The sequence below is a fragment of the Desulfatiglans parachlorophenolica genome (assembly GCF_055394735.1).
This window is the reverse complement of sequence record NZ_AP042460.1, coordinates 4,208,340-4,231,535: the sequence shown is the minus strand read 5'-3', so window position 1 is coordinate 4,231,535 and position 23,196 is coordinate 4,208,340. Positions and strand designations below refer to the sequence as shown.

Annotated in this window: 19 protein-coding genes; 2 read left to right on the top strand and 17 right to left on the bottom strand. The window is 61.3% G+C overall.

Going from position 1 to position 23,196, the window contains the following annotated elements:
• Positions 1–366 precede the first annotated feature (366 nt).
• Positions 367–2,331 carry an aldehyde ferredoxin oxidoreductase C-terminal domain-containing protein gene (locus ACZ500_RS19640; RefSeq protein WP_464229150.1) on the top strand — a complete coding sequence of 655 codons (1,965 nt, stop codon included), beginning with the start codon at positions 367–369 and terminating at the stop codon, positions 2,329–2,331.
• Positions 2,332–2,555: 224 nt separating this feature from the next.
• Here the strand turns inward: ACZ500_RS19640 and ACZ500_RS19635 are convergent, their stop codons facing one another.
• From ACZ500_RS19635 to ACZ500_RS19555, 17 genes are all read right to left on the bottom strand, one after another.
• Positions 2,556–4,871, bottom strand: coding sequence for a multiheme c-type cytochrome (locus ACZ500_RS19635; RefSeq protein ID WP_464229149.1), 2,316 nt, complete (start codon positions 4,869–4,871; stop codon positions 2,556–2,558).
• Between the two features lie 103 nt (positions 4,872–4,974).
• A complete protein-coding gene (locus ACZ500_RS19630; protein WP_464229147.1) occupies positions 4,975–5,442 on the bottom strand; it encodes a QcrA and Rieske domain-containing protein in 468 nt (155 codons plus the stop codon).
• 68 nt (positions 5,443–5,510) lie between these two features.
• Complete coding sequence (locus tag ACZ500_RS19625; RefSeq protein WP_464229146.1) at positions 5,511–5,651, bottom strand: hypothetical protein; 141 nt, start codon at positions 5,649–5,651, stop codon at positions 5,511–5,513.
• A 44-nt stretch (positions 5,652–5,695) separates the two neighbouring features.
• The gene (locus ACZ500_RS19620) at positions 5,696–6,895 is read right to left on the bottom strand and encodes a cytochrome b N-terminal domain-containing protein (RefSeq protein WP_464229144.1); all 1,200 of its coding nucleotides are present in this window, start codon (positions 6,893–6,895) and stop codon (positions 5,696–5,698) included.
• Between the two features lie 615 nt (positions 6,896–7,510).
• Positions 7,511–8,776: an OmpP1/FadL family transporter gene (locus ACZ500_RS19615; protein WP_464229143.1), complete on the bottom strand. Its 1,266-nt coding sequence runs from the start codon at positions 8,774–8,776 to the stop codon at positions 7,511–7,513.
• Between the two features lie 257 nt (positions 8,777–9,033).
• Complete coding sequence (locus ACZ500_RS19610; RefSeq protein WP_464229142.1) at positions 9,034–10,038, bottom strand: HAD family hydrolase; 1,005 nt, start codon at positions 10,036–10,038, stop codon at positions 9,034–9,036.
• The gene (locus ACZ500_RS19605) at positions 10,035–11,291 is read right to left on the bottom strand and encodes a BatD family protein (RefSeq protein ID WP_464229141.1); all 1,257 of its coding nucleotides are present in this window, start codon (positions 11,289–11,291) and stop codon (positions 10,035–10,037) included. Before ACZ500_RS19605 ends, ACZ500_RS19610 begins: the two co-directional genes overlap by 4 nt.
• Positions 11,288–11,875: a tetratricopeptide repeat protein gene (locus ACZ500_RS19600; RefSeq protein ID WP_464229140.1), complete on the bottom strand. Its 588-nt coding sequence runs from the start codon at positions 11,873–11,875 to the stop codon at positions 11,288–11,290. Before ACZ500_RS19600 ends, ACZ500_RS19605 begins: the two co-directional genes overlap by 4 nt.
• Positions 11,872–12,795, bottom strand: a complete 924-nt coding sequence (locus tag ACZ500_RS19595) for a vWA domain-containing protein (RefSeq protein WP_464229139.1) — start codon at positions 12,793–12,795, stop codon at positions 11,872–11,874. Before ACZ500_RS19595 ends, ACZ500_RS19600 begins: the two co-directional genes overlap by 4 nt.
• Entirely contained in the window at positions 12,792–13,829 is a 1,038-nt protein-coding gene (locus ACZ500_RS19590) for a VWA domain-containing protein (protein WP_464229138.1), read from the bottom strand. Before ACZ500_RS19590 ends, ACZ500_RS19595 begins: the two co-directional genes overlap by 4 nt.
• The gene (locus ACZ500_RS19585; RefSeq protein WP_464229137.1) at positions 13,823–14,305 is read right to left on the bottom strand and encodes a DUF4381 domain-containing protein; all 483 of its coding nucleotides are present in this window, start codon (positions 14,303–14,305) and stop codon (positions 13,823–13,825) included. Before ACZ500_RS19585 ends, ACZ500_RS19590 begins: the two co-directional genes overlap by 7 nt.
• Entirely contained in the window at positions 14,302–15,294 is a 993-nt protein-coding gene (locus ACZ500_RS19580) for a DUF58 domain-containing protein (RefSeq protein WP_464233090.1), read from the bottom strand. Before ACZ500_RS19580 ends, ACZ500_RS19585 begins: the two co-directional genes overlap by 4 nt.
• A gap of 32 nt (positions 15,295–15,326) precedes the next feature.
• Positions 15,327–16,286: an AAA family ATPase gene (locus ACZ500_RS19575; protein WP_464229136.1), complete on the bottom strand. Its 960-nt coding sequence runs from the start codon at positions 16,284–16,286 to the stop codon at positions 15,327–15,329.
• 90 nt (positions 16,287–16,376) lie between these two features.
• The gene (locus tag ACZ500_RS19570; RefSeq protein WP_464233089.1) at positions 16,377–17,891 is read right to left on the bottom strand and encodes an arylsulfatase; all 1,515 of its coding nucleotides are present in this window, start codon (positions 17,889–17,891) and stop codon (positions 16,377–16,379) included.
• A gap of 106 nt (positions 17,892–17,997) precedes the next feature.
• Positions 17,998–19,575, bottom strand: coding sequence for an arylsulfatase (locus ACZ500_RS19565; protein ID WP_464229135.1), 1,578 nt, complete (start codon positions 19,573–19,575; stop codon positions 17,998–18,000).
• A 34-nt stretch (positions 19,576–19,609) separates the two neighbouring features.
• Entirely contained in the window at positions 19,610–19,969 is a 360-nt protein-coding gene (locus ACZ500_RS19560; RefSeq protein WP_464229134.1) for a putative quinol monooxygenase, read from the bottom strand.
• Between the two features lie 172 nt (positions 19,970–20,141).
• A complete protein-coding gene (locus ACZ500_RS19555) occupies positions 20,142–22,130 on the bottom strand; it encodes a sigma-54 interaction domain-containing protein (RefSeq protein WP_464229133.1) in 1,989 nt (662 codons plus the stop codon).
• A 647-nt stretch (positions 22,131–22,777) separates the two neighbouring features.
• On the opposite strand from ACZ500_RS19555, the gene ACZ500_RS19550 reads away from it, so the two are divergent.
• On the top strand, positions 22,778–23,176 hold the full coding sequence (locus tag ACZ500_RS19550; RefSeq protein ID WP_464229132.1) for an excisionase family DNA-binding protein: 399 nt from the start codon (positions 22,778–22,780) through the stop codon (positions 23,174–23,176).
• Positions 23,177–23,196 lie beyond the last annotated feature (20 nt).

Genomic DNA, 23,196 nt, shown 5'->3' with positions numbered 1-23,196 from the left:
GAATGAGCTGGGATTCATCACTCAATCGACGAAATCCATCCGGAACCTAAACCCGTTGTTGTATACTGAATCATTGAAACCCACGACAGGCACCGTATGGATTGAACCTCCATCGACACGTTCTGGGCGGGACACAGGGAAAATCGCGATTTTCACTGTGAGGGCATCTTGGAGTAGGCCACTGTCCCGGCGGTGCTGCATCATGGACCCTACGGCGCTTTCCCCTGCCGTAAACTGATGGGTTCCCGGGCTGGGAACCAAAGGGCGTGGAGCGGCTTTCCAGTTGCAGCCGGTCTGACCTGCACGGCGGGTTACCGGTCCATCCACACCCGGCGAACCGGGGCTTTCTGAAAAGGAATCCGTATCATGCGGCAGGATCTTGTCTCTGAATACGACTACGTGGTGATCGGTTCGGGATTCGGGGGCTCGGTTTCGGCCCTCCGGCTCGCGCAGAAGGGCTACCGGGTGGCCGTCCTCGAAAAGGGCAGACGCTACCGGACCGAGGATTTTCCGCAAACCAACTGGAATCTCCGCAAGTACCTGTGGCTCCCACGCCTCGGCCTTTACGGCATCCAGGTGCTCACTCTTTTCAGAAACGTCTTCGTGCTCAGCGGCACCGGCGTCGGGGGCGGCAGCCTCGTATACGCCAACAACCTCCTCATCCCTCCCGACGAGGTCTTCCGAAAGCCCGAGTGGGGGCCCGGAGACTGGAAGGCGAAACTGGCCCCGTATTACGCCAAAGCGCGCGACATGCTCGGGGCCGTGAGATGCCCTCAGGTGGGGCAGGCAGACAGGCTGCTCGCCGAAGTGGGCCGGGAGCTCCGGGGCGAGGACACCTTTCACGTCAACGACGTGGGCGTCTTTTTCGGGCCGCCCGGGAAAACCGTGCCGGACCCCTATTTCGACGGGGAAGGGCCGCCGCGCACCGGCTGCACCCACTGCGGCGCGTGCATGATCGGGTGCCCGGTGGGAGGCAAGAACACCCTCGACAAGAACTACCTTTACCTGGCCGAACGGGCGGGCGCGAGGATCTTCCCGGAGACCGAGGCCACAGCGATCCGCCCACGTGCCGGAGGCGGCTACACCGTATTCACCCGGCAGCCCACGGGCCTGCGTCACCCCCGCCGCACCTTCACGGCCCGGGGCGTCGTCCTGAGCGGCGGCGTTCTCGGCACCGTGAAACTCCTCCAGAAATGCAGAGATGCCGGCTTTCTCCCCGGCCTCTCCCCTCGGCTCGGGGACGGCGTCCGCACCAACTCCGAAGCCCTGCTGGGGGTCAAGGCCAACGACCCCGGCGCCAACTACTCCGACCAGATCGCCATCACCTCGGGCATCAACCCCGACCCCACCACCCACATCGAGGTGGTCCGCTACAACCGGGGCTCCGATGCACTGGCGCTCCTCACCACCCTCCTCACCGACGGCGGCGGGCGGATGCCCCGCGCCCTCAGGTTTCTCGGCACCGCCCTCAGGCGCCCCGGGGCCTTCCTGCGATCCCTCTGGCCGTTTGGATGGGCCGCCCGCACCCCCATCCTGCTGGTGATGCAGACCGACGAGAATCAGATCCGTCTGGATTTCAAACCCCGCTGGTGGCGGCTCGGCTGGGGAAGAACACGCGAGATCTCCACCCTGCTCCACCAGATCATCGAACGGGAGGGGTTCGGGGACATCCTCGCCGATGGGGTGAAACGGGCCGCCCTGAGGCTGGGGAAAGGAACCGAGTCGCTGGCGGTTCACGCGGGCGGGCAGGAACTCCCCATGCACGACTCCCGGCTCGACCCGGGCTACGCCATCGCCTACCAGTGCGAACCCACCCCCGGGAGGCACACCATCTCTTCCTATCTCTACGCCGACCTCTTCGGGGTGGACCGACGCTTCCCGCAGGCACGCCGCCGGATCCGGGCCGCACGCACGCGCACCGCCCGCCATGTCGAGCGCTACCGCGCCGGTTCCGTCTACATGCAGCTGATCAACGGCGCCGGCCTGTGCCTGTTCGGCGCCCTGACAAGCCCCCTCCCTGTAGTGGACTACCTGAACGCCGCCACCGGATGGGATCTTCCGGCTGACGCCTACTTCGACACCGGAGAAAGGATCCTTTCCCTTCGAAAAGCCTTCAACGCCCGCGAAGGCATCAAACCCGCAGATCAACGCCTCAACCCGCGTGCCCTCGGCCACCCGCCCCTGCAGCGCGGCCCCCTCAAGGGCAGACGCCTCGACATGGACAGGCTCGAACGGTGTTTCTACGAAACGATGGGCTGGGACCTCGAGACAGGCGGACCCACGCAGGAGACCGCGGTGCGGCTTGGCCTCGAGAAAATTTGCAGTATTTGATGGGAGTTGACGAGTCAGCTGGCCATGCACCGACGGCATTCAGGCTGCTCTGCCTATGAGTTCTTTGTGGTCCGCCGGAAGAGCTGAATGACTCAGCACCCTTTTCGAGAAATCTGCGGGATGCAGCGCCGCCGCAGGCACTCCGCGTTTTGCGATCGGTATCCGCTCACCCCTGGCGATACGCGCCAGGAGTTGTGTAGCGCGGGGCGAAGAACTCTGCCCCATTACTTACCCGCACTCCGGCGGCGCTCGATCAGAGCCAGCAGCTCGTGCCCTATCGTCTGCTCAGGATGTGCGGATACCATTCTTTCCGCCACCTTTCTCGCTTCGGCCAAACGGTTTAGGTTGAGGTAGAGACCAGCCAGCGCATAGAGATAGTCCATGTTGACAGGTTCCACATTCAAGGCGCTTCGAAACGCTGATTCAGCTTCTGAATCCCGGTGCAGCTTTTGGAGAAGCAGACCGAGATTGTATTGGATCCGCGAACGCGCCGGCAGGCCTTTGGCCGCCCTCACCAGATACTCCAGCGCCTCTTCATTTTTCCCCAATTCGGCAAGAAGGAGGCCGAGGGAGTAGGCAACATCGTAGAGTTCAGGGTGGCTGTCGACCACATCGCGGAATAGGCCCTCAGCCTTCTCGTTTTCCCCTTTCGAATGGTATAGCATGGTGAGATTGACCTTGGCCGGGTAAAAGAGACCGTCGATTTTCAGGGCCGCCTCGTAGTTCCGGATGGCCTCGGCCGGGCGGTTGAGGACGGCACAGAGGTTGGCCAGGTTGTAACGACCGTAAGCGAAGTCGCCGGCGTATTCCATGGATCCGATGTATTCCTGCAACGCCTTCTGAAACACCTTCCGCTGATCGGCGCTCAGAGTCTTGGAGGGCTCGCCCGCGAGCGCACTCGCCGCTTCCATGCGCACGGCTGCAACAGGATCATAAAGGAGCGGTGCAAGGAGTTCGGTCTGTCCTTTCGCACCGGAACGAGAGAGGCTCTCAACTGCGGTTCGGCGGATCAGGGCTTCATCGTCCATCAGTGCCAGTTCAAAGGTTTTTGCTGCGATATCCTCCCACGGGTAGCCTGTCAACAGCGACAGGGCCGTGGCCCGGACAATCACGGGATAAAGCGGATCCGCGGCAAGGCGGATGAGATCTTCCTTCGCCTCCGGGTGCCGCTTGCGCCCCTTTTCGATGATGGTACCGTAGTGCGGCCTGTTGCCGGGGCCATACCACCTGGTTATGGCATCTGCGGACCACTGCACGGTTTTGTCGATGTGGCAGCGGTTGCAGGCATTGGGCGTGCCGATCTTTGTGCTGAGGTCCGGCCTCGGGATGCGGAGGCTGTGATCCAGGCGGTAATGAATCCCCATGTAGGTGCGGCCTGGCATGTGACACTGGACGCACTCGGCGCCGATGCCCACCTCGAAGAGCACCCTGCCGTCGTCCGATTTGACGGGATCCCCACTCTCCCCCTTCTGCTTGTGAAAGTGGTGCTCCCGGGAATCATATTCCGCCCCCCGGTGACACTGAAGGCAGAGCGTATTCCCCTCCTTGACCACTTTCAGACTGTGGACATCGTGACAGTCGCTGCACCGCACATCCCGATGGTACATTTTGCTCTGGGTGAAGGAACCGTAAACATAGACCTCGTCCAAGATCTGGCCGTCAGAAAAATAGAGATCCTCGGTCAGCAAGCTGGGGAGCAGGGTGTCCAGCAAATCCGCTTCCGCGTGGGTGTAATCCCCCAATGCCGCACGCCGAGAATGGCACGGGGCGCAGAGTTCCACCTGTCCGCGCGACGCGATCCCGGATGTCTTCACCACGAGTTCATAGTTCTCCACCCAGGGCCTGGCCATGTCCGGCATCTCGGCCCACTGCACGTGGCGGGAGCCGGGTCCGTGGCAGGCCTCGCAACCGACATCGATGTCCGACCACGTCGTCTTGTATGTATCGGTCTCGATGTCATAGTCCTTCTTCAAGTTCGTAGAGTGGCACTCGGCGCACATGCCATTCCAGTTCTGTCCGGCATTGGTCCAGTAAAGCCAATCTTTCGGGTCCAGAGGTTCCTTCGGGTACAGGTGATACCACTTTTTCTCCCTCACATCCCAGGCAATGGGAAGACACTGGAGCCGGCCACCGGGAAAAGGCACCAGATACTGCTGCAGCGGGAACCAGCCGAAGGTGTAGGAAACTTCGAAATCACCCATCTCCCCCTCAGGTCCCTGCGTATACACATAGAACCTCCCATCCTTTCGGGAAAAGCGGGAAATGATCCCGTGGGCCTGAAAAATCGCGGTCTTGAAATCGCCTAGGACTGTCTTTTCATTGGCCACGTCCATGGCATGATCATGGTTGGAGTTCAGCCATTTGTCATACTCCTTCTGGTGGCACTCCTTGCACTTCAGGCTGCCGGCAAACGTGGCCGTCCCCCCCTCGACCTTCCCTGTTCTAAAGACGCCCGCCTTTTCGATCCTAAAATAGTAGATCGGGATCGAGAAAACGATCACGAGGGTTGCCAGGAATCCAGCGATTCTCCAGTTTCTCATATCCACTAGCACAAATAAGAGGAAACAGCATACAGATCGCCATCTATGAAGGCGTACACTTCCTTTATTTTCAAACCCATCTTATGACTTAGGTTCATCCGTGTCATCGACTCTTCTCTGCGTAAACAACCTGCTCTGCGCGAAACACGCTGCGTTTGATCACCTGGTTCGTATCCACCTTCACAATGTCGTTCTCAATGAAGACGGGGTGCAGATCCAGAGGCCGTGGAGCAGGTGCGGTCAACACCTCGCCCCGGATGTCGTAGACTGACGCGTGACAGGGGCACATGAACTTCATCTCTTTTGATACCCATGGCACCGTGCAGCCCAGATGAGTGCACTTGCACGACAGAGCGAGGAATCCCCCATCCTCCAATCGCACGAGATAAAACCGGCCTCTTACGAAAGCCGTCACGGAAGTCAGGGCGAATTTGTCCACCGATCCCGCCTCTAGGATCCCCTGGAGGTAGTCGCCTTTTTCCCCTGTCTTTCGAGGGTGGAAAAAGGCAAGGACCAGCCCCAGCAATTCCAACAGGGCGAGGCCTCCCAGAATGACCCAGAGCTTGTTCAAAAAACTTCGACGCAACGCATCGGGCCCTGGAGGGTTTTCTTTCTTTTGGTTAGCGGTTCCCGTTTTCTTCACTTTTTCATTCGAATGTGTTTCGGATTTCGATATTCGGATTTCAAATTACCTCTGAATTGCCGTTGTGCGGAGGCGACCTGGTGGTCGCCGCACAAGCAAACGTGCAGATTGACGCCGAGATTGGCCAAAAAGACCATTTCCGGATGGAAACAAATTCTGCTTCTGACCCATTGTAACCCAGTCAAGTTCCTATGCTCCAAGGCCACATCAGTTTCATACCCTCTCCTCTGAACCATATCCCTGTGACGGTCAAGACGAGGAAAGCCACCAAAAACATGACAAACAACATCTGAACAGCCTCGGTGCTGCTAGCCACAAACTTCCATTTCAGAAAGACATAAAAGGCCGCTACCGCAGCCAAAACCGCCGCAAGGGGAACCAACCCGTTCGTGATCCATGTGGGGGCGGTAGGCAGTCGGCCTGCGGCTTCGATCAGGTACTCATCGGCCAGAAGGGCAAGCGGCGTCCCAATGAACGTAGTCAGACCCGCAACCAACGCCATGCTCCTTCCCTTGGTTGATGCAAACCACACTCCTGCCGTGTTCATTTCATAGTTCAGGTAGGGAATAGCGAGGAGCGCGATAAGCATCAGTATGGGAATGAAAAACAAAGCAAAGAGCGGATGAAAATGCAGGAGGATTTCCTGTATCCCCATGAAGTACCAGGGGGCCTTGGTCGGGTTCGGGCTGAGACCGGGATTGGCCTTGCTCCCCAGCGGCGCGTTGAAAATCATGGAGAAGACCAGCATGAAAGCGAAAAGCGCCAGGGCCACCACGACCTCCCTCAGGAGCAGGTCGGGAATGGCCGGAACAGGTTGACTGTGTCGTCCGTAACGCTGGCCGGGCGACCGAGGTACGACCAATCCTCCCGCTTTTCGTATGCGCCAGAAATGAAAAGGCAGAAGGATCAGAAGGGTTGCCGGGAGTATAGCCGTGTGTATGGCATAAAACCGCGAGAGGGTGGCCGGACCGATCTCAGACCCGCCCTGAATCAGCCTTTGGAGCCAGAGGCCGAGTCCAGGAACATATTCCAGCATGCCCGTGCAGATTGTGACCGCCCAGAAGGCGAGCTGGTCCCAGGGCAGCAAGTATCCTGTAAAATTGGAGAAAAGAATGACCAGAAAAGAAGCGGTGCCGATCACCCAGTTGAACTGGCGCGGCGCGTGAAAAGCGCCCGTGAAGAAAACGCGCAGCATGTGCAGAAAAGCCACAAGAATGAGGGCGTTTGCGCTCCAGTAGTGGATGTTCCTGATCAGCCGTCCGAAAAGGACTTCATTCTGGAGATAAAGGATGGATTCGTACGCTTTTTCCGGAATGGGCCGGTAAACAAACTTCAAGAGCACACCCGTGCCCAGGAGCATGGAAACCAATACAACGGCCATCCCCCCCAGCCCCCACGTGAGGGTCCACCGGAGAGTTTCCTGCGGAACGGTCCGGGGCCGGAAATGAAGGATCAGGCTGTTGAAGAACCTGCGGTATCCTGCCCCTTCTGCCCGAAGCGCGCCTGGAAAAATGGAATAGCGGATGCGCTGAAAGAGGCTGGGCCGATTCGGCATCTCGTTTTGCTGCGGCATATGACGCTCTGTAGCAGGCCGTTGAAAAACGTTCCTCTGCTGCGTTACACACCCGTGTCACTGCCGCGCACTTATAGGTGCGCTTCATTCCACGGAATTTCGCAATCCTTGCATCCGGCCCTTTTTCGATGGCCTGCAACAAGGAGTTTTTCAACACGCTGCCAAGCAAACCTTTGAAAAGAGGATGTTACTTTGTGTCCATCCGGAAATGAGCATCGGGCACAACAAAGTTTCCAGTCCGGAAATGAGGATTTTTTGTCAATATCAAGGAAATCAAGCGTTTGCGCGGAGGCGACCTGGTGGTCGCCGCACAAGCAAACGTGCAGATTGACGCCGAGATTGGCAAAAAGAACATTTTCGGACCGAAACCAGTCTATCTATACAGTGAACCTGCGGCGTTGTCACTCCACAATGCAATGAATCTCAGAATCGGTAATTGACACTGATGCCGACAATATGGACATAATTGGAAGAATATTCGCCGGATACCGTCCCCGCCAACGGACCCCGGGTCTGGTTGATGGGAGCATTTCCCGCATCCAGAAAGGTGTATGCAAATCCGAGGGTCACTGTCTTACTGTAGTCCCAGATCAAGCCTGCGGAGTATCGCCACGTCCTGTCCAGGGCCATGTCCACCGTACGGTATTCGTCGGATACGGGCGATGTGTCATGGGCAACCCCTGCGGTGACACGCCACTGGGGATGAAAGCGGTAGCGTGCGCCAAGAGCGAAATGCCATGTGTCATCGAAATTGCGGTCCTGGGTAACGGTGGCCGACGTGGTTGAGCTGATGCTCAACGGAATCTGCCCGAACTCGCTCCAGTCCTGCCACCCGATGTTGCCCATGACGGCCCACCGGCTGTCGATCTCATGAAAAAAGCTGAACATCACGCTTTGAGGAATGGTTATCTCCATGCTCAATTCAGAGCCGACAAGACCGAGGCCTGTGAGGATTGCGCTCATTCCGGGGCTCAAGCCGTTGAAGTCAGGCACCTCTTCGAAGGACAATTTGACCGGGCTCGAATAGGCGAGACCGAAACGGGTGCCCTTACTCGGCTCGGCCAGGACGCTCAGTGTGCCGCCGACCCCGAGATCCTTGTCCTCAAACTCGAGTTGTCCGTCGGAGCCGGCCAGGTTGTTGATAGCAGCGCGGGAATAATACTCTGCGAACACGATGCCCACTCCGCCCCCGAGGGACAGCCAGTCGTTCACCTTATAGGCTAAAGTCGGCGCGGCTGAAAGGGTGAGGAAGTCACTTTCCTGGACGTAATACCGGCCCACCCAGTCGTCTTCGTACTTCACGCCCAAGCCGAAAAACGAGGCAATGGAAAATCCGAGGCGCCACTGATCGGCCAGGGGGTGAACGTAAAAGAAACCCATGCCGGGGATCACACCGTCGGCATTGCCGAAGCTGCCCGACGGGGTGGTCCGTGAATCCGGGGAGAATTGGATATCCAGAAACAGGGACTGAAAACTGGCCATGCATTGGGGCGTGTTCAACCGGGTCATGCCGGCGGGGTTGCTGAGAGCTGTGGAAGCATCCTCGGCTCTTGCCGCGACCCCCGCATTCGCTGTGCCCACCTCCGGGGTTCCACGCTCGTACAACCAGAGCCCGGCTCCCAAGGCCGATGAAGGCAACAGACAACAAAAAAGCAAGGTCAGAAACCCATGCCGGTAAGGAAATGCCATCGCCGATCCTCCCTTCTGTTTTCCCTAGATTCGATCCACGTTCCGTCCGCCGCAACCCGCTCGCCTGGCACGAATCTTATGAAGCCGTTGAAAAATCCTCTTTGCACTGGCCGTTGAAAAACGCCCTGTGCGGCGTTACGCTCATCCCGCGTCACTGCGGCACACTTATGTGTGCGCCTCATTCCACGGGATTTCGCAAGCCATGCATCTGGCCCTTTTTCAACCGCCTGTTATGCCAGGGCGCGCCTGGACAGGGGTCATTTCGGGTAAATTTCCTTCCAGTCCTTTTTCATATCGACCACGGTCCAGCCCTTTGCCTGCGCCTCATCGAGCCCTTTGTCGAGGCGGCCGATGGGCGACCTTCGATCATAGGCCCACTCACGGTCGGCGTCCGTGTGGTGGACATAGAGACAAAAGTGCAGGCCCTTTCCGGCAGCCGTGTACTGGAGCATTTGCAGGTCGCCGTCGGAGTTGCCGAAGGCCGCGATCGGACGCCGGCCGATGTGGGAATCGATGCCGATGGGTTTCCCGGGTCCGTCGTCAATGAAGTCCACTTCCGGCAGCCGCACGAGCACGGGCCTGCCTTCACGAAGCTCGAACCTTGTCTTGATGCTGGAGCCGATAACCTGCTCCGGCGGAATGCCGTACACCTCCTCGGTCCAGGGCCTCATGAACTCGATGCCGCCGCCGGAGACGATGAAGGTCTTAAAGCCGTTCCCTCGAAGGTAGACAAGCAATTCGAGCATGGGCTGAAAGATGACGTCGGTAAAAGGCCTGTTGAACCGGGGATGCTTGGCTGTAGCGAGCCACTCTCTGACAGCCCCTTCAAACTCCTCCGTGGTCACACCGGCATGGGTAGCCATGAGCACTTCGACCGCCCCTTTTTCGCCGGTAGCCGCAAGGGCCTTCATGTCGTTTTCCAGTACCGCCTTGAAAGGATTTTTCTCTTTCCACTCCGGATGGTGCGCTGCAAGCGCCTTCACCCGGTCAAAGGCAAAAAAGGCCTGGAAGTACATGGGCTGCTCGGACCAGAGGGTACCGTCGTTGTCAAAAACGGCAATGCGCTCGGTGACCGGCACAAAAGTCGGGGAATCCCGCTTTGTGACACTTTCCACGAAGGCGACGATGGCCTCCTTTGGCGCGGTGTCGTTCCAGGACGGCAAGGGATCTTCCGCTGCCAAGGTTTTCGCGGGCAAGACGATAGAGATTGCGGCAGCCAGCAACAGCAACGGAACCCAAATATTCATCACTGAACGCTTCATAGTGTTTCTCCTTTTCGAGGATTCAGCAAGGGCAATGCCGATGCGCTTTCATGGACCATGTGAGCTTTCTTAGCGGTAAGGGTTTTGCGAAAAGCCCGGGCCAGTTTGTCTCCCTGCCAGGGAACCCCTTCCATGGAGCCGAAAAGATGACGCTGCAATTCGAGGACGGCATAATGAAGCTCAGGGTCGAGCTGAAACGAAGCGTCCTGCGTTTCCCGCCACGCGATCCACGCCCTTTCGGCAACGGGGGCATCGCGCCGGCGGCAGCCACGGAGGAGCTTGCGCCCGGCCGCGCGATCCGGGGGATTGAACGCTTTCCACCATGGCCTCACCCATGCCGACAGGCGCCGACGCTGCCAGGAGATTAGGGCGACGGCCGAAACCGCACCGAACAACAAGGGCCATGCGAGGCGCGCGGCATCAACTTTTCCGGCCGCCGCTGAGAGGGCCGGCGGAGCCACGACGAAGGTCGCTGCCGGCAGCGTCTTGGACTGAAGCGTCTCCGTGTTCGGGTTCCACCACACGTAGGTGAGCGCGGGCACCGTGAAGGTGCCGGGCTTCGCCAGGAGATAGGTGAGCGTGTCCCGGCGCAGGCCCAGGAACCGGCCGCGCTCCGTGTCGTCGCTGACTTCGGGCCGGCCCGCATAGACGCGGATGCCCCCGGGCGCCGCAACCGGCGCAGGAGCCAACGCCATGCCGGTCATTTGCGTGGCGCGCTGGACGATGGTTCGTTCGAACGCGGCGCCGACCTGCGCAGGGCCGGGCTGAGGGTTCCACGTCTCGGTGATGTCCATGGATTCCGTGGTGACGAGGAAGCCGATGCCGTCGCTGCCCGGCGGACGCCGGATGGCGACCTCCCAGACAGGGGTCTCGGACTGCCGGTCCTGCGCGGGTCCGGTGAAGCCTTCGCGGCTGGCGAAGCGCACGGAGAAGGCCGGCACCGTCAGCAGCCCCGCCTTCTGTGAAAAGAGGGCGAATTCGTGCTCCTGCACGAACCAGCTCTCCCCCTCGAGATCCTGCGACGACACCACCGGACTGCCGATCTTCACGAGGAGGGCAGCGGGGACCTGCGGCAGGTCGAAGCCGGCCGTGCCTTCGAACGGACCCGGGGCGCGCAGATCGACATAGAACCGCACGCGCTCACCGACCCAGGCCTCTGTTTCCGGCACGCGCACGATCACCGGCGCCACCTCCGCCCGCGCCGCGGAGCCGAGCGCAACAAGGGCCATCATCAGCACCAGCAGGCTCTTCATGGGCGCCCTCCCTGGGAGCGCACGGCTTCCTGGTAGGCGAACTTGGCCTTCAGAAAATCCGCCGGGCGCGTCTGCACGCGGCGGAGCCAGAGGGCCTGGATTTCCTCGTCCGAAAGCGGTTTGCCGCCGGCGGTCTCGGTGGTCTGCGCATCGGAGCCTTTCTTGCCGCTGTCGAAAAGGATCTTGTCGGGTTCCACCTTGCCTTCGCTCACGTTGCCGCCTTCGATGTCCAGCGCCTTGGCGCGGGCAGCGGCGAGAGCCCTGTTTTCGTCCGCCTCTCTCCATCCGAGCCGCTTTTCCAGGGCCCGTTCATAGCAGGAGATGGCGGCCTCGTACCTGCCGAGCATCACCCGGGCATTACCCTGATTGTACAGCGCCTCGGCGGTGTCGCTTCGGCCGAAGGCCTGGGCGGCCTTCTCGAACTCCCCGGCACGATACCACGCGACGCCTTGCCAGCGCGGATCGTGAAAAACCCGGGCCGCCTCCACGAACCGGCCGCGCTCGAAATCCCGCCGGCCTTGCTGGTCCGGGGTGAACCACAGGCCGGCCCAAAGTCCCGCCAGGACAAGAAGCGTCTCTTTCATGACGGCCCCTCGCCGCCCTCCACCCGGCGGAAGGATGCCAGCAGAACCAGGCTCACCAGCGGGACGAGCCAGTAGCCCGCCTCCTGCCAGCGCCCGCCCTGATCGCCCCGCTGGGCCAGGGGTGCTCTCGCGGCGTGGCGCACGAGGGCCGTCACATCGCGGCCTTCGACGTCCAGGGGTTCGACACGGGCCTCGAGCATTCGGGCGGCCTTGCGCAAGGCCTCGCTCTGGGCCGATTCCGGAGCGCAGAGGGCGATGAACTGCACCGGAAACGGGAAGTCCTTCGCCAGGGCCTGGAGCGCGGCCGGATCGGTGTCCACGCTGTCGGCCAGGACGGCGAGGCTGCCTCCCTGCCGACCCTCGGCGAGCACGCGGGCGGCTTCCCGCAGGGCCAGGTCGAGGCGATCACCGGGAAGCGGCATGATCTCGGGGCTGACCTCGGCGGCCATGCGGGCCACCACGCCGGTATCCCGCGTCGGCGGCAGCACCAGGTGGGCCGAACCGGCGTAGGCGATCAGGCCGAGGGGTTGGCCTTTGCGCGCTTCGGCCAGGTCTGCGATCTTCAGCCGGGCCCGTTCGAGCCGGGAGGGCGGAGGATCGGGCGCGGCCATGCTGACGTCGGCCTTGAGCAAGACCAGGAGCGGCGTGGCGTCATCGGCAAAGGGGCTGGGCTCCAGCCGCCACGTCGGCCCGGACAGGGCCACGATGGCCAGCAGCCAGGCCCCGAGGACCCAGCACCCGGAAGAGCGACGGGGCGGGCCGACCACCAGGGCCTTGAGCAATCCCGGGGCGATCTGCTCCCGCCAGCCGCGGAGGGGGTCGGAGCCGCGCCGCCAGGCCCACCACACGCCGAAGGCCACCGGCACAAGCAGCAGCCCAGCGGGCCGGATGAAGTGAAAGTCGGCCAGGATCGCCGTCATGCCTGCACCTCCAATCGACCGCTGATGGGATGAACGCGCACGGCAGCAGGCCGTTGCATCGGAACGGGGGCCCGCAGCTCGAGGAGGACCTGCACCGACCTTTCTCCCAGCCAGAGGAGCAGCGCGGCGAGCAGGGGCCAGAAATACAAGTCTTGCCGCGGCCGGTGGCTGACGACCTTCACCTGTCGCGTTTCGATCCTGTCCAGCTCCTCGTAAATACCCTCGAGTTGCTCCCGGTCGGCGGCAAAGAAATAGGAGCCGCCGCTGCTTTTCGCCACGTTGCGGAGCGTCTCCGCGTCGAGTTTCTCCTCGCCCACCGTCGCTGGATCGCCGATGGCCACCGTGTGGATGCGGATGCCGCGCTCCCGGGCCACCCGACCGGCTTCGGCAGGAGGCACCTGGCTGGCGGTGTCGTTGCCGTCGGTCAAGGCGATGATCGTCTTGGCCGGGGCGTCGCTTTGATCGAAGAGACCGATGCCCAGCCCGATGGCATCCCCCAAGGCGGTGCGGGGTCCGGCCATGCCCACGACCGTCTCGTCCAGCAACCGCTTCGACAGACTGAGATCCGTGGAGAAGGGCGACTGCAGGAACGGCGCATCACCGAAAACCACGAGTCCCACGCGGTCACCCTTGCGCCGGAGGAGGAAATCGCCCACCACCGCCTTCACGGCGCTGAGACGGTCCATCTTCACCCCAGCGGCGTTCTTGAAGTCCTCCTGCCGCATGGAGCCTGACAGATCCACGAGCAGCAGCAGATCGCGCGTGGGCAGATCACGCTCCAGCGGGGGTCCCAGCCACTGCGGGCGGGCAAGCGCGGCGAGCATCAGCAGCCAGATCAACAAGGGGATCACGAGGGGCCCCCACCCCCGCGTGGCTTTGCGGGCGAGGGGTTCCCCGGCGAGGGCGACCCGGATGCGCTCCCCAAAGGGTACGCGCACCGCCACCCAGGCGGCACGGCACGGCGGCAGGACCACCCGCACCAGACAGGGCAGGGGCAGCAGGGCGAAGGCCCAGGGATGAGCAAGGGTCAGCATGTCCGTCCCTCCCCCTGCCCTTCGGGAGAAACCAGGCGGTGCCCGGCGATCCAGCGGGCTGCATACTCGCGGAGCGCACCGAACTCACCATCAGATCCCGGACGTTCATAGATGCCGACGCTGAGCAGCCGGCGCACTTCAGGGGGCATGACCACGGTGCTCTGCATGGACAGCCAGTCGGCCCAGCGGGTCCCCGTCATGGCCGCGACGACGGGCCGAGGCACGACGGCGAGCGCGGTGCGGCGAAGGAGTTCCGCGACTTGCGGCGCGCCCTGCAGGGCCGCCAATTCCCGCAGGGCGGCGCGGCGGTAGGCATCCGCCCGCCACCGTTGCCACCCGCGCCACGCCAGCCATCCGACGCTCAGGAGCAGCAACCCGAACAGGACATACCAGCCTGGGGCGAGCGGCCACCACGGTGCGGCCGGCGGAAGCACGAGATCGTGCAGACGGTCCAGGCTGGTCGGGTCGGGGCTCATGGCCGGTCGGGCCTCCGGCAAAAGCGCGCGCCGAAGAGGTCGCGCAGTTGGTCCACGGCGGGAAAGGCTGCCGAAACGGGAAGCACCGGAACGCGCAGGGCGCGAAAGATGTCCATCCACGTATCGAGGCGCGCAGCGGAAGCCCTCTGGAATGAAGCGGCAAAGGTGTCCCCCGGGGGAAGCGCCCAGGTCGCGCCGCGGTCGGCCGCGACCATGCCGGGCCCGCCCTGCAGCGAGACCCCGAGCGGGTCATAGACGGCGATGCCGAGCATGTCGTTGTGGCCGGCCAGCAGGGTGGCCAGGCGTTGGGTGTCGGCGTCCGCACCATCGAGGTCACTGATGAGCACGACAAGATAATCATGGTCGGCACGGCGCAGTGCGGCTTCGAGCACCTGATTCAAGGTGTTCCTGCTCGTCCGGGCAGGACTCGTCCCGGGTCCTGCCGCGAGCATCTGATTGAGCCGCACCACCTCGTGGAGCAGTCGGAGCACGCGGGTGCGGCTGCGGTGTGGCGTGATGTCGATGATCTCATCGTCGTTGAACACGATGCCGCCCACGCGCTCCCCGGAGGAAAGGGCACGCCAAGCCCCCAGGGCGGCGACCTCGGCGGCGGTCACGGACTTCATGGCGCGGCGGCTGCCGAAGAACATGGGGCGGCGCTGGTCCACCACGAGCAGGACGGGCCGCTCGCGCTCCTCGGTGTAAACGCGCACGTACGGGGAACGAAGCCGCGCCGTGGCCCGCCAGTCCATCGTCCGGATGTCGTCCCCCTCCCGGTAGCAGCGGAGTTCCTCGAAGGCGAGTCCGCGGCCGCGCAGGCGCGAGGCATGGCGGCCTGCCAGGAGGGAGGTCACGGGTTGACGGGGGAGGAAGCTGAATCCGCGCGCATCGGCCTTGAGGCGGATCAGATCCTCGAGACCGACGGTGACACGGGTCCCGGGGCAGTCAGCCGCAGGCCGTGAGAAGGGGTTGGATGTCGCCTCTTTCATTGCTTTCGGCTTCCCTGGTGTTATTCCCCTCGTCATACGGACGCCACCTGTGCCAGCAGGGTTCGAATGACGTCGTTGCGGGTTTTTCCGGCGGCCTCCGCTTCGTAGGAAAGATGCACCCGGTGAGCAAGGCAGGCCGGTGCAACGGCGCGAATGTCGTCCGGCGAAACGAAGTCCTGCCCGTGTAGCCACGCATGGGCGCGGGACGCGGCATCCAGGGCCAGCGTTGCACGCGGGCTGGCCCCGAGGCGGATCCAGCGGGCCAGGTCGCCGCCATGGCGCTCCGGTTCCCGTGTGCCGATCACCAGGTCCACCATATAGCGCTCCGCAGCCTCCGCAACGTGCACCGAGTTGACTTCCTTGCGTGCGGCAAAGATCAGTTCCTGCGCGACCTTCGGCGGCGGCTCGGCGGGCGCACCGGATTTCTCGCCGCGCACGAGGCGCAGAATGGCCGCCTCGTTTTCCGGGGGCGGATACGGCATGTGGATGTAGAGAAGGAATCGGTCCATCTGCGCCTCGGGCAGCGGGTAGGTCCCCTCCTGCTCGATGGGGTTCTGCGTCGCGAGGACGAGGAACAGGCCGGGCAACGGGTAGGTCTTTCCAGCCACGGTGACCTGCCGCTCTTCCATGGCTTCGAGCAATGCCGCCTGCACCTTCGCCGGCGCGCGGTTGATCTCGTCGGCGAGCACGAGGTTGGCGAAGATCGGACCCGGCAGGAAGTCGAAGGCCCCCTTCTGTTCGCGGTAGATCTCAGACCCTGTCACGTCGGAGGGCAGCAGGTCCGGGGTGAACTGGATGCGGCTGAACCGGCTTTCCACCAGACGGCCGAGGGTCTTGATCGAACGCGTCTTGGCCACGCCGGGCAGGCCTTCCACGAGGACGTGGCCGTCGGCGAGAAAAGCGATGAGCAGGCGCTCCACCACGCTTTCCTGTCCGATGATGGCCGCGTTCATGGCGGCGGCGATGCGCTGAAACGCTTCCTGGGGATTCATGGTGCGCTCCGGAAGAAGGTTGGGACGGTCGGCTGAGGCCGGGCGCAGCCGACGAGAGTGGGGCGCGCCCGGCCGGATGGAGTCAGCGTTTCACTTGTTGCCGCCCACGCCCTTCGTCATCATGTCCATCACCTGATCGATGGTGTAGCTGGAGGGTCTTTGCCGGGGCGGAAACTCCTTGAAGGTCCCCAGGAATTTGCCGACCCCCTGCTGGGCCGGAACGATGACGAAGGCATGCCGGAAAAGCCAGTCAAAGTAGGTGGCGGAAACCTCGGGGGCACGCTCGAACGGGTCGGCGCGAAGGTTGTACAGCTTGGGTGCCCGCAGCATGACGAACGGTTCAAGCCACAGCCGGGCGCCTTCGGCGCGCTGCTCGGCAAAGACGAACTTCCAGTGGTTGTACCGAAGTGCCAGGAGGTCCCCGTCATCGCTGAAATAGAAGAACTCCTTCCGGGGCCACTCCTTGGCATCGCCCTTGAGTGCCGGCATGAGATTATAGCCGTCCAGGTGCACCTTGAAGGTCTTCGTGCCGGCCTGGTAGCCCTTCAGGAGCTTCTCCTTCACGTCCGGCACCCCGGCTGCGGCCAGCAGCGTCGGCAGCCAGTCCTCGAGCGAAGAGATCTCGTTGATGACCGTTCCCGGCTGGACCACCCCCGGCCACCGGACCACGCAGGGCACGCGGAAACCGCCCTCCCAGTTCGTGCCTTTTTCACCCTTGAAGGGGGTCGTGCCGCCGTCAGGCCACGTAAACACCTCTGCGCCATTGTCGGTGGTGTAGACCACGATGGTGTTGTCGGCGATCTTCAGGTCCTCGAGCTTCTCGAGGAGCTGGCCCACATGGCCGTCGGTTTCCACCATGCCGTCCGGGTAGACCCCCGATCCGGTCTTTCCTTTCGACGCCGCTTTGAGATGCGTCCAGATATGCATCCGGGTGGTGTTGAACCAGACGAAGAAGGGCTTGTCCGCCTTGTGGGCGCGGTCGATGAAATCGAATGTCGCGTTCAGGAATTCCTCGTCCACGGTCTCCATCCGCTTCGTGGTGAGGGGGCCCGTGTTCTCCACCTTCCCGTCGGCGGTCGACTTGAGCACACCCCGGGGGCCGTACCGCTGCCGGAAGGCGGGGTCCTTCGGATAGTCCTCGGATTCCGGCTCCTCCTCGGCGTTCATGTGGTAGAGGTTCCCGAAGAACTCGTCGAAACCATGGTTCGTGGGGAGGAATTCGTCCCGGTCACCCAGGTGGTTCTTTCCGAACTGCCCTGTCATGTAGCCGAGGGGCTTGAGCAGTTCGGCGATGGTCGGGTCCTGGGCACGGATGCCGAGGTCAGCGCCGGGCAGACCGACCTTGGTGAGCCCGGTGCGAAAGGGCGTCTGGCCGGTGATGAAGGCGGCCCTGCCGGCCGTGCAGCTCTGCTGGCCGTAGAAGTCGGTGAACATCGCGCCTTCCCTCGCGATACGGTCGATGTGGGGCGTGCGATACCCCATGGTTCCGTGGCTGTAAGCACTGATGTTGAACCAGCCGATGTCGTCGCCGAAGATGACCAGGATGTTCGGCTTCTGCCGCTCGGCCAGGGCAGACCCCATACTCGCCCAGAGCGTAACCAGCATGAAGCACAACACCTCTTTCCATGGGATCCTCATCGTGTTCTCCTCTCTCTATCCTTCGTGGGTCCAATCCAGACAGCAGGCGACACCGCGCCGTCTGCTCCGGCGGCTAGTTCCGCGGCCTGACCAGCGTTTCGATCTTCAGCAGGCGCTTGAACGCATCTGCAGCTTTCAAGGTGGTGTAATTGACACCTGCCATGTTCAGGCTGTTCCCCTCCTGGAAGGGGTATTGAGGAATCGTGGACAGAAACCGCTTGACCTCCATCTGTACCGGCACGAAGATCCACATGTTGTCGGCCGCCCAGCGGTTGTACCCGGCATCGGCCTCGAACGGAGCCTTCTCGTAAGGGTCTGCGCGGAGATTCACGATGAGCGGCCACCCGGGCACGGACCGGGTGCCGGTGGCGATGTTGCCCTGCAGCGTTGCGAAATGGATCTTGAAATCGCTTACGCGAACGGCGTTCAAGTTGCCGTCGGGATCGAAGTAGAAGATGGATTCACGCGGCCCTTTGGTAACCTGGTTCTGGAAGTATGGCAGGAAGTTATAGCCGTCCGCGTGCACCTTGAACGTGCGCCCGTTGGCCTGGCAGCCCTCTTTCAGCTTCTCCACGACGTCGGGCTCGCCCGCCGCCGCCAGCAGGGTCGGCATCCAGTCCTCCTGGGAAATGATGTCGTTGTAAACGCTGCCGGGTTTGATCACACCGGGCCACCGCACGAGCATGGGCACGCGGAAACCGCCTTCCCAGGTGGTGCCCTTCTCGCCGTGGAAAGGCGTGGTGCCACCGTCGGGCCAGCTCACCGTCTCGGCGCCGTTGTCCGTGCTGTAGATGACGATCGTGTTGTCGGTCAGGCCGAGGTCGTCCAGTTTCTTGAGCAGCCTGCCCACCATGTCGTCGTGCTCCGCCATGCCGTCCGGGTAGATGCCGATGCCGGTCCTCCCGTAGGATTCCTTCTTCAAATGGGTCCACACGTGCATCCGGGTGGTATTGAACCACACGAAAAAGGGCTTTTTCGCCTGGGCGTTGCGATCCACGAAGTCGACCGCCCGGGCGAGGATCTCCTCGTCGATGGTCTCCATACGCTTGGTGGTCAGCGGGCCGGTGTCTTCGATCTTCCCGTCGGCGGTGCTGCGAATCACGCCGCGCGGGCCGAACTTCTTCCTGAACTCGGGGTCCTTGGGGTAATAATAGGTCTCCGGCTCCTCCTCGGCGTTGAGGTGATAGAGGTTGCCGAAAAACTCGTCGAAACCGTGGACCGTGGGAAGGTGCTTGTCCCGGTCGCCCAGGTGGTTCTTCCCGAACTGTCCCGTGGCGTAGCCCTGCTCCTTGAGCAGATCGGCGATGGTGGGGCTCCAGTCCGGGATACCCTGCTCGCTGCCCGGCATGCCGATGGTCAGCAGCCCGGTGCGGAAGGGGTGCTGCCCGAGGATGAAGGACGCCCGGCCCGCCGTGCAGCTCTGCTGTCCGTATGCGTCTGTGAAGAGGGCGCCTTCCCTGGCGATGCGGTCGATGTTGGGCGTCCGGTACCCCATGACGCCCTGGCTGTAGGCGCTGACGTTGTGGACGCCGATGTCGTCGCCCCAGATAACCAGGATGTTGGGTTTTTGTCGCTCCGCCGACGCGGGTCCTGCAACCCACAGGACTGCGACAGCTATGAAGCACAGCGCTGTTTTCCAATAGATTCTCATTTCCTTCTCCTTTCCGCGTTCCGCGAATGAGGCGTTACGGTGTTTTCCTCATTCGCCTCAGACTGTCGATCCCCTCCCACGGTAAATCGTGGCCGAACCTGACCTTTGCGGTTTCGCTCAGCACGTCCAGCGCCCCCAGAAGCGCGGCCCCGCTGGCGGAACGAACATAATGTTCAAGTCTTTCCCGCGCCTGCCATCGAACCGAAACAAAGAAGACCTCCCCATCCTCCACATTGAGCCAAATCCTGCAGTCCCTGCATCCTTTCTCCCTGCGAATCGTGGGAAGGATGGCCTGCAGCGTCTGATAGAGTTCCCGGTACTTGCCCGGCCTGGCTCTTATCTCGATCGTCAGCTCCATGGATAGCCGTTCTCTCTTGGGGGCCTTGCGATTCATGGGGGCCGCGCCCCGTGTCTGAAACAGGAGATCCAAGAAGCGTTCCGAAAGGCAAAATCCTGAAGAACAGTCCTGGAATGGTTGATTTTATTGATTTATCGGTGGGCTAAGAAATGGAGGGAATTCAGGAAAACTCTCAACATGCTGCGGATCCTCAATATATTGAGAGCTATCACAGGGCTTTTTCAGGGCGCTGGATACCCAGCTTATTGATCCGGAATCGAAGGGTGCTCGGGTGCAGCCCGAGCAGGGAGGCGGCTCCCCCCACCCCGTCAATCTTCCAGCGGGTCTTCTGGAGCACTTTGAGGATATGTTCCCTTTCTACGGCGACGAGTTCTTTGACTGAGTCCTCCCCCGCTTCGACAGACTCCCCTTCAAGCCGGTCCGCAAGCCTCAGCACCGGTCCTGCGCTGGTGATCACGGCTCTTTCGATCACGTGCTCCAGTTCCCTCACATTACCGGGCCAAGAGTACGCCTGAAGGGATTTCATAATGCTCTTCGGGACGGTCTCGATCTGCCTGCCGATCTTCCGGCCATACTTATCGACAAAGTGACCGACCAGCTGCGGGATGTCGTTGGCCCGCATCCTGAGAGGCGGCATCGAAACGGGGAAAACGTTCAAGCGATAAAAGAGGTCCTCCCGAAACCGGTTTTTGCGCACCTCAGCTTTCAGGTCCCGGCTTGTCGATGCAATCACCCTCACGTCCACTTTTATCGTCCGGGGGCTTCCCAGCCGCTCGAACTCCCCATCCTGGAGGACTCTCAAAAGCTTTGGCTGGAGTTCCAGTGGCATCTCGCCGATCTCGTCCAGGAAAATCGTGCCGCCGTTTGCAACCTCGAAGCGGCCGACCTGTCTTGCATGAGCCCCCGTGAAGGCACCCTTTTCTCTCCCGAAGAGTTCGCTCTCGATGAGGTTCACCGGCAGGGCGGCGCAGTTCACGGTGATCATCGGTCTGTCCTTGCGAGCGCTCATTTCATGTATGGCATGGGCCACCATCCCTTTGCCCGTGCCGGTTTCGCCGAGAACCAAAACCGTGGCATCGGTCGGGGAAACCTGCCGGACCTTGAAAAAAACATACTGGAGCGCCTCGCTGTTTCCGACAATCTTCTGGAAACCCTTCCCTTCCTTGATTTCTTCGCGGAGACAAAGGTTCTCTTTCTCCAGCTGCAGCTTCAACCGCTCGATCTCTTTCAGGCGTTCCCGGAGTTCTTCCTCCATCTGTTTTCGTTCGGTCACATCGATGGATACCCCGGTCAGGCGCTTTGAAAGTCCCGATCCGTGGGAAGGCGGATTGCCGCGGGACGAAATCCAGCGGATCATCCCGTCCGGCTCCACAATCCGGTATTCCATGTCGAGAGCCTCTTGCCTTTCCAGACTCTCCCGCACCAGCAAGCTGACGCGGCCGCGATCATCGGGGTGGACCGCAGCCAGGAACCGATCAAAAGCCATTTCCTCGTCCGGTGCAACATGGAGTAACTCCCGGAGCTTTTGAGTGGCCCAGACGACAGATCCATCCATCTCCATCATCCAAAGACCCGCTTCCGCCGCGGAAGCCGCGATGCTCAGGCGCTCCTCGCTTTCGCGGAGGGCCGTCTCGCTTACGCTCCGTTCCAGGGCGTTGACGAACACATCCCCCAGCAGGCGCAGCTGGGGGATGTGTTTCTCCGGGCAATTTCGACCATTTTCGGCAGAGCTGGTGCCGAGGGTGTATTCCGAGGATCTCAACGCCGCGATAGGAATATACAGGCCGGAGCGAATGCCCCACTTCTCGAATGACTGTTTGTCGATCGCAGCCTCCTCCGGCAACTCCTCGAGGCTTGCAAAAGAAAAAGAATTCCGCTCCTCCGCCAGCTTCTTGACCGCCCAGGGGAAAAGCGAAAGAGGAAGAATCGTTTTGACGGGAAAGGCAGAAACGCCCGCAGTGTCGGCGCTATGGGTAATCTGCCAGGACGTCTTTCCGGGAAGAAGTCGAAGCAGGGAGCAGCGATCTATCCGAAAAAACTCCAAGGCCGCCTGTAAGGCGCTCTGGATTTCATCATCGACTCGCTCGGGAGGAAGGGCGATGAATCTCGCGGAGAAGTCAGCCAGCAGCTTTTCAAACCCCAGGCGCTTGCCGGGCGCTGACCGCTCAACCGAGTCTTCGAGATTCTTTCCACTCACCGAAGTCCTCTTCTTTTACGTCAATCCTGACCACGGATCTTACGGGCGAAACCGATCCTCGGAACACAGAAGATCCTGAATCGTTTTTCTAACCTGGTTCTCAGAGAAGGCCCTTTCTGAATCGCCTCGGCAAAAAACCTGCCCTTCGGTTGAGAGGGCCAATGGATGGAAAATGTAGCACAGATGGGGACTTATGACAACTACAATCCATCACAGAGTGCAGGGTCCATAGCGGAAGAATGGAATGGTCAGTAATGAGGGCATCTGTTTCGAACACGACCGCTTTGAGCACGTCCTCGAGCACCTTGACTGCAAAATATAAGGATCTTGATCATGCTGCGTCGCCGACTGCATGAGGACAAGAAAAAAACCGGAAAGCGGACCCACGTGCACCTCGGAGCGGATCAAGCCGCATAGTCCATCGAAAGAGCGGCGCATGTCGTAGGGAGACCGGTAAAGATCGATGCACGTGACAGCGCTCAGGGCAAACATGCGCCCTGACAGATTCTTGACAGCGTTTCGATGGTGGAAAGGAGTACCGGCGGGTGGAATCCCTTTTCGCTTGAATCATAAGAAACCCAAAAAAGGGCTTCGACACTCACGCCGACTTTTGTATAATATTCGCTAATTTCTTATGATCGGACCGGATGGGGACCGATGGGGCAATCCTGCACCGGAATTTTCGCTTAACCGAAGGACTGAGGCCGTTCCGGATGAGACGAGACCCTGTACGACCGGAGTCAATGATGGAAAACCGATGGCTCTCTGTAAATGAGATTACAGCTTATCTCGGCATAATGCGGGATACTGTCTACAAGTGGATATCTGAAAAGCAGATGCAGGCACACCGTGTTTCACGAACAAATAGCACCGTTCTTGCCTGGGCGATCCCCAATTCGAGAGATGATTCCGTAAGTTCCATCACTTTCGGGACCGTTCCGAACGTGTCGTCCTCCAGATCCCGGTGGGATGCGACAAGACAGATCCGATGCCCTTGGTCCTTTCTTCCGACGCAAGAATCGGGAAGGCCTCGGAGGTCCCGATAAATTCTATGGAGGCAACGCCT

Coding starts and splice junctions, on each gene's coding strand:
- ACZ500_RS19640 (WP_464229150.1), top strand. CDS start 367: ATGCGGCAGGATCTTGTCTCTGAATACGACTACGTGGTGATCGGTTCG.
- ACZ500_RS19635 (WP_464229149.1), bottom strand. CDS start 4,871: ATGAGAAACTGGAGAATCGCTGGATTCCTGGCAACCCTCGTGATCGTT.
- ACZ500_RS19625 (WP_464229146.1), bottom strand. CDS start 5,651: ATGGTCTTTTTGGCCAATCTCGGCGTCAATCTGCACGTTTGCTTGTGC.
- ACZ500_RS19620 (WP_464229144.1), bottom strand. CDS start 6,895: ATGGCCGTTGTATTGGTTTCCATGCTCCTGGGCACGGGTGTGCTCTTG.
- ACZ500_RS19615 (WP_464229143.1), bottom strand. CDS start 8,776: ATGGCATTTCCTTACCGGCATGGGTTTCTGACCTTGCTTTTTTGTTGT.
- ACZ500_RS19610 (WP_464229142.1), bottom strand. CDS start 10,038: ATGAAGCGTTCAGTGATGAATATTTGGGTTCCGTTGCTGTTGCTGGCT.
- ACZ500_RS19605 (WP_464229141.1), bottom strand. CDS start 11,291: ATGAAGAGCCTGCTGGTGCTGATGATGGCCCTTGTTGCGCTCGGCTCC.
- ACZ500_RS19600 (WP_464229140.1), bottom strand. CDS start 11,875: ATGAAAGAGACGCTTCTTGTCCTGGCGGGACTTTGGGCCGGCCTGTGG.
- ACZ500_RS19595 (WP_464229139.1), bottom strand. CDS start 12,795: ATGACGGCGATCCTGGCCGACTTTCACTTCATCCGGCCCGCTGGGCTG.
- ACZ500_RS19590 (WP_464229138.1), bottom strand. CDS start 13,829: ATGCTGACCCTTGCTCATCCCTGGGCCTTCGCCCTGCTGCCCCTGCCC.
- ACZ500_RS19585 (WP_464229137.1), bottom strand. CDS start 14,305: ATGAGCCCCGACCCGACCAGCCTGGACCGTCTGCACGATCTCGTGCTT.
- ACZ500_RS19580 (WP_464233090.1), bottom strand. CDS start 15,294: ATGAAAGAGGCGACATCCAACCCCTTCTCACGGCCTGCGGCTGACTGC.
- ACZ500_RS19575 (WP_464229136.1), bottom strand. CDS start 16,286: ATGAATCCCCAGGAAGCGTTTCAGCGCATCGCCGCCGCCATGAACGCG.
- ACZ500_RS19570 (WP_464233089.1), bottom strand. CDS start 17,891: ATGCTGGTTACGCTCTGGGCGAGTATGGGGTCTGCCCTGGCCGAGCGG.
- ACZ500_RS19565 (WP_464229135.1), bottom strand. CDS start 19,575: ATGAGAATCTATTGGAAAACAGCGCTGTGCTTCATAGCTGTCGCAGTC.
- ACZ500_RS19560 (WP_464229134.1), bottom strand. CDS start 19,969: ATGAATCGCAAGGCCCCCAAGAGAGAACGGCTATCCATGGAGCTGACG.
- ACZ500_RS19550 (WP_464229132.1), top strand. CDS start 22,778: ATGGGGACCGATGGGGCAATCCTGCACCGGAATTTTCGCTTAACCGAA.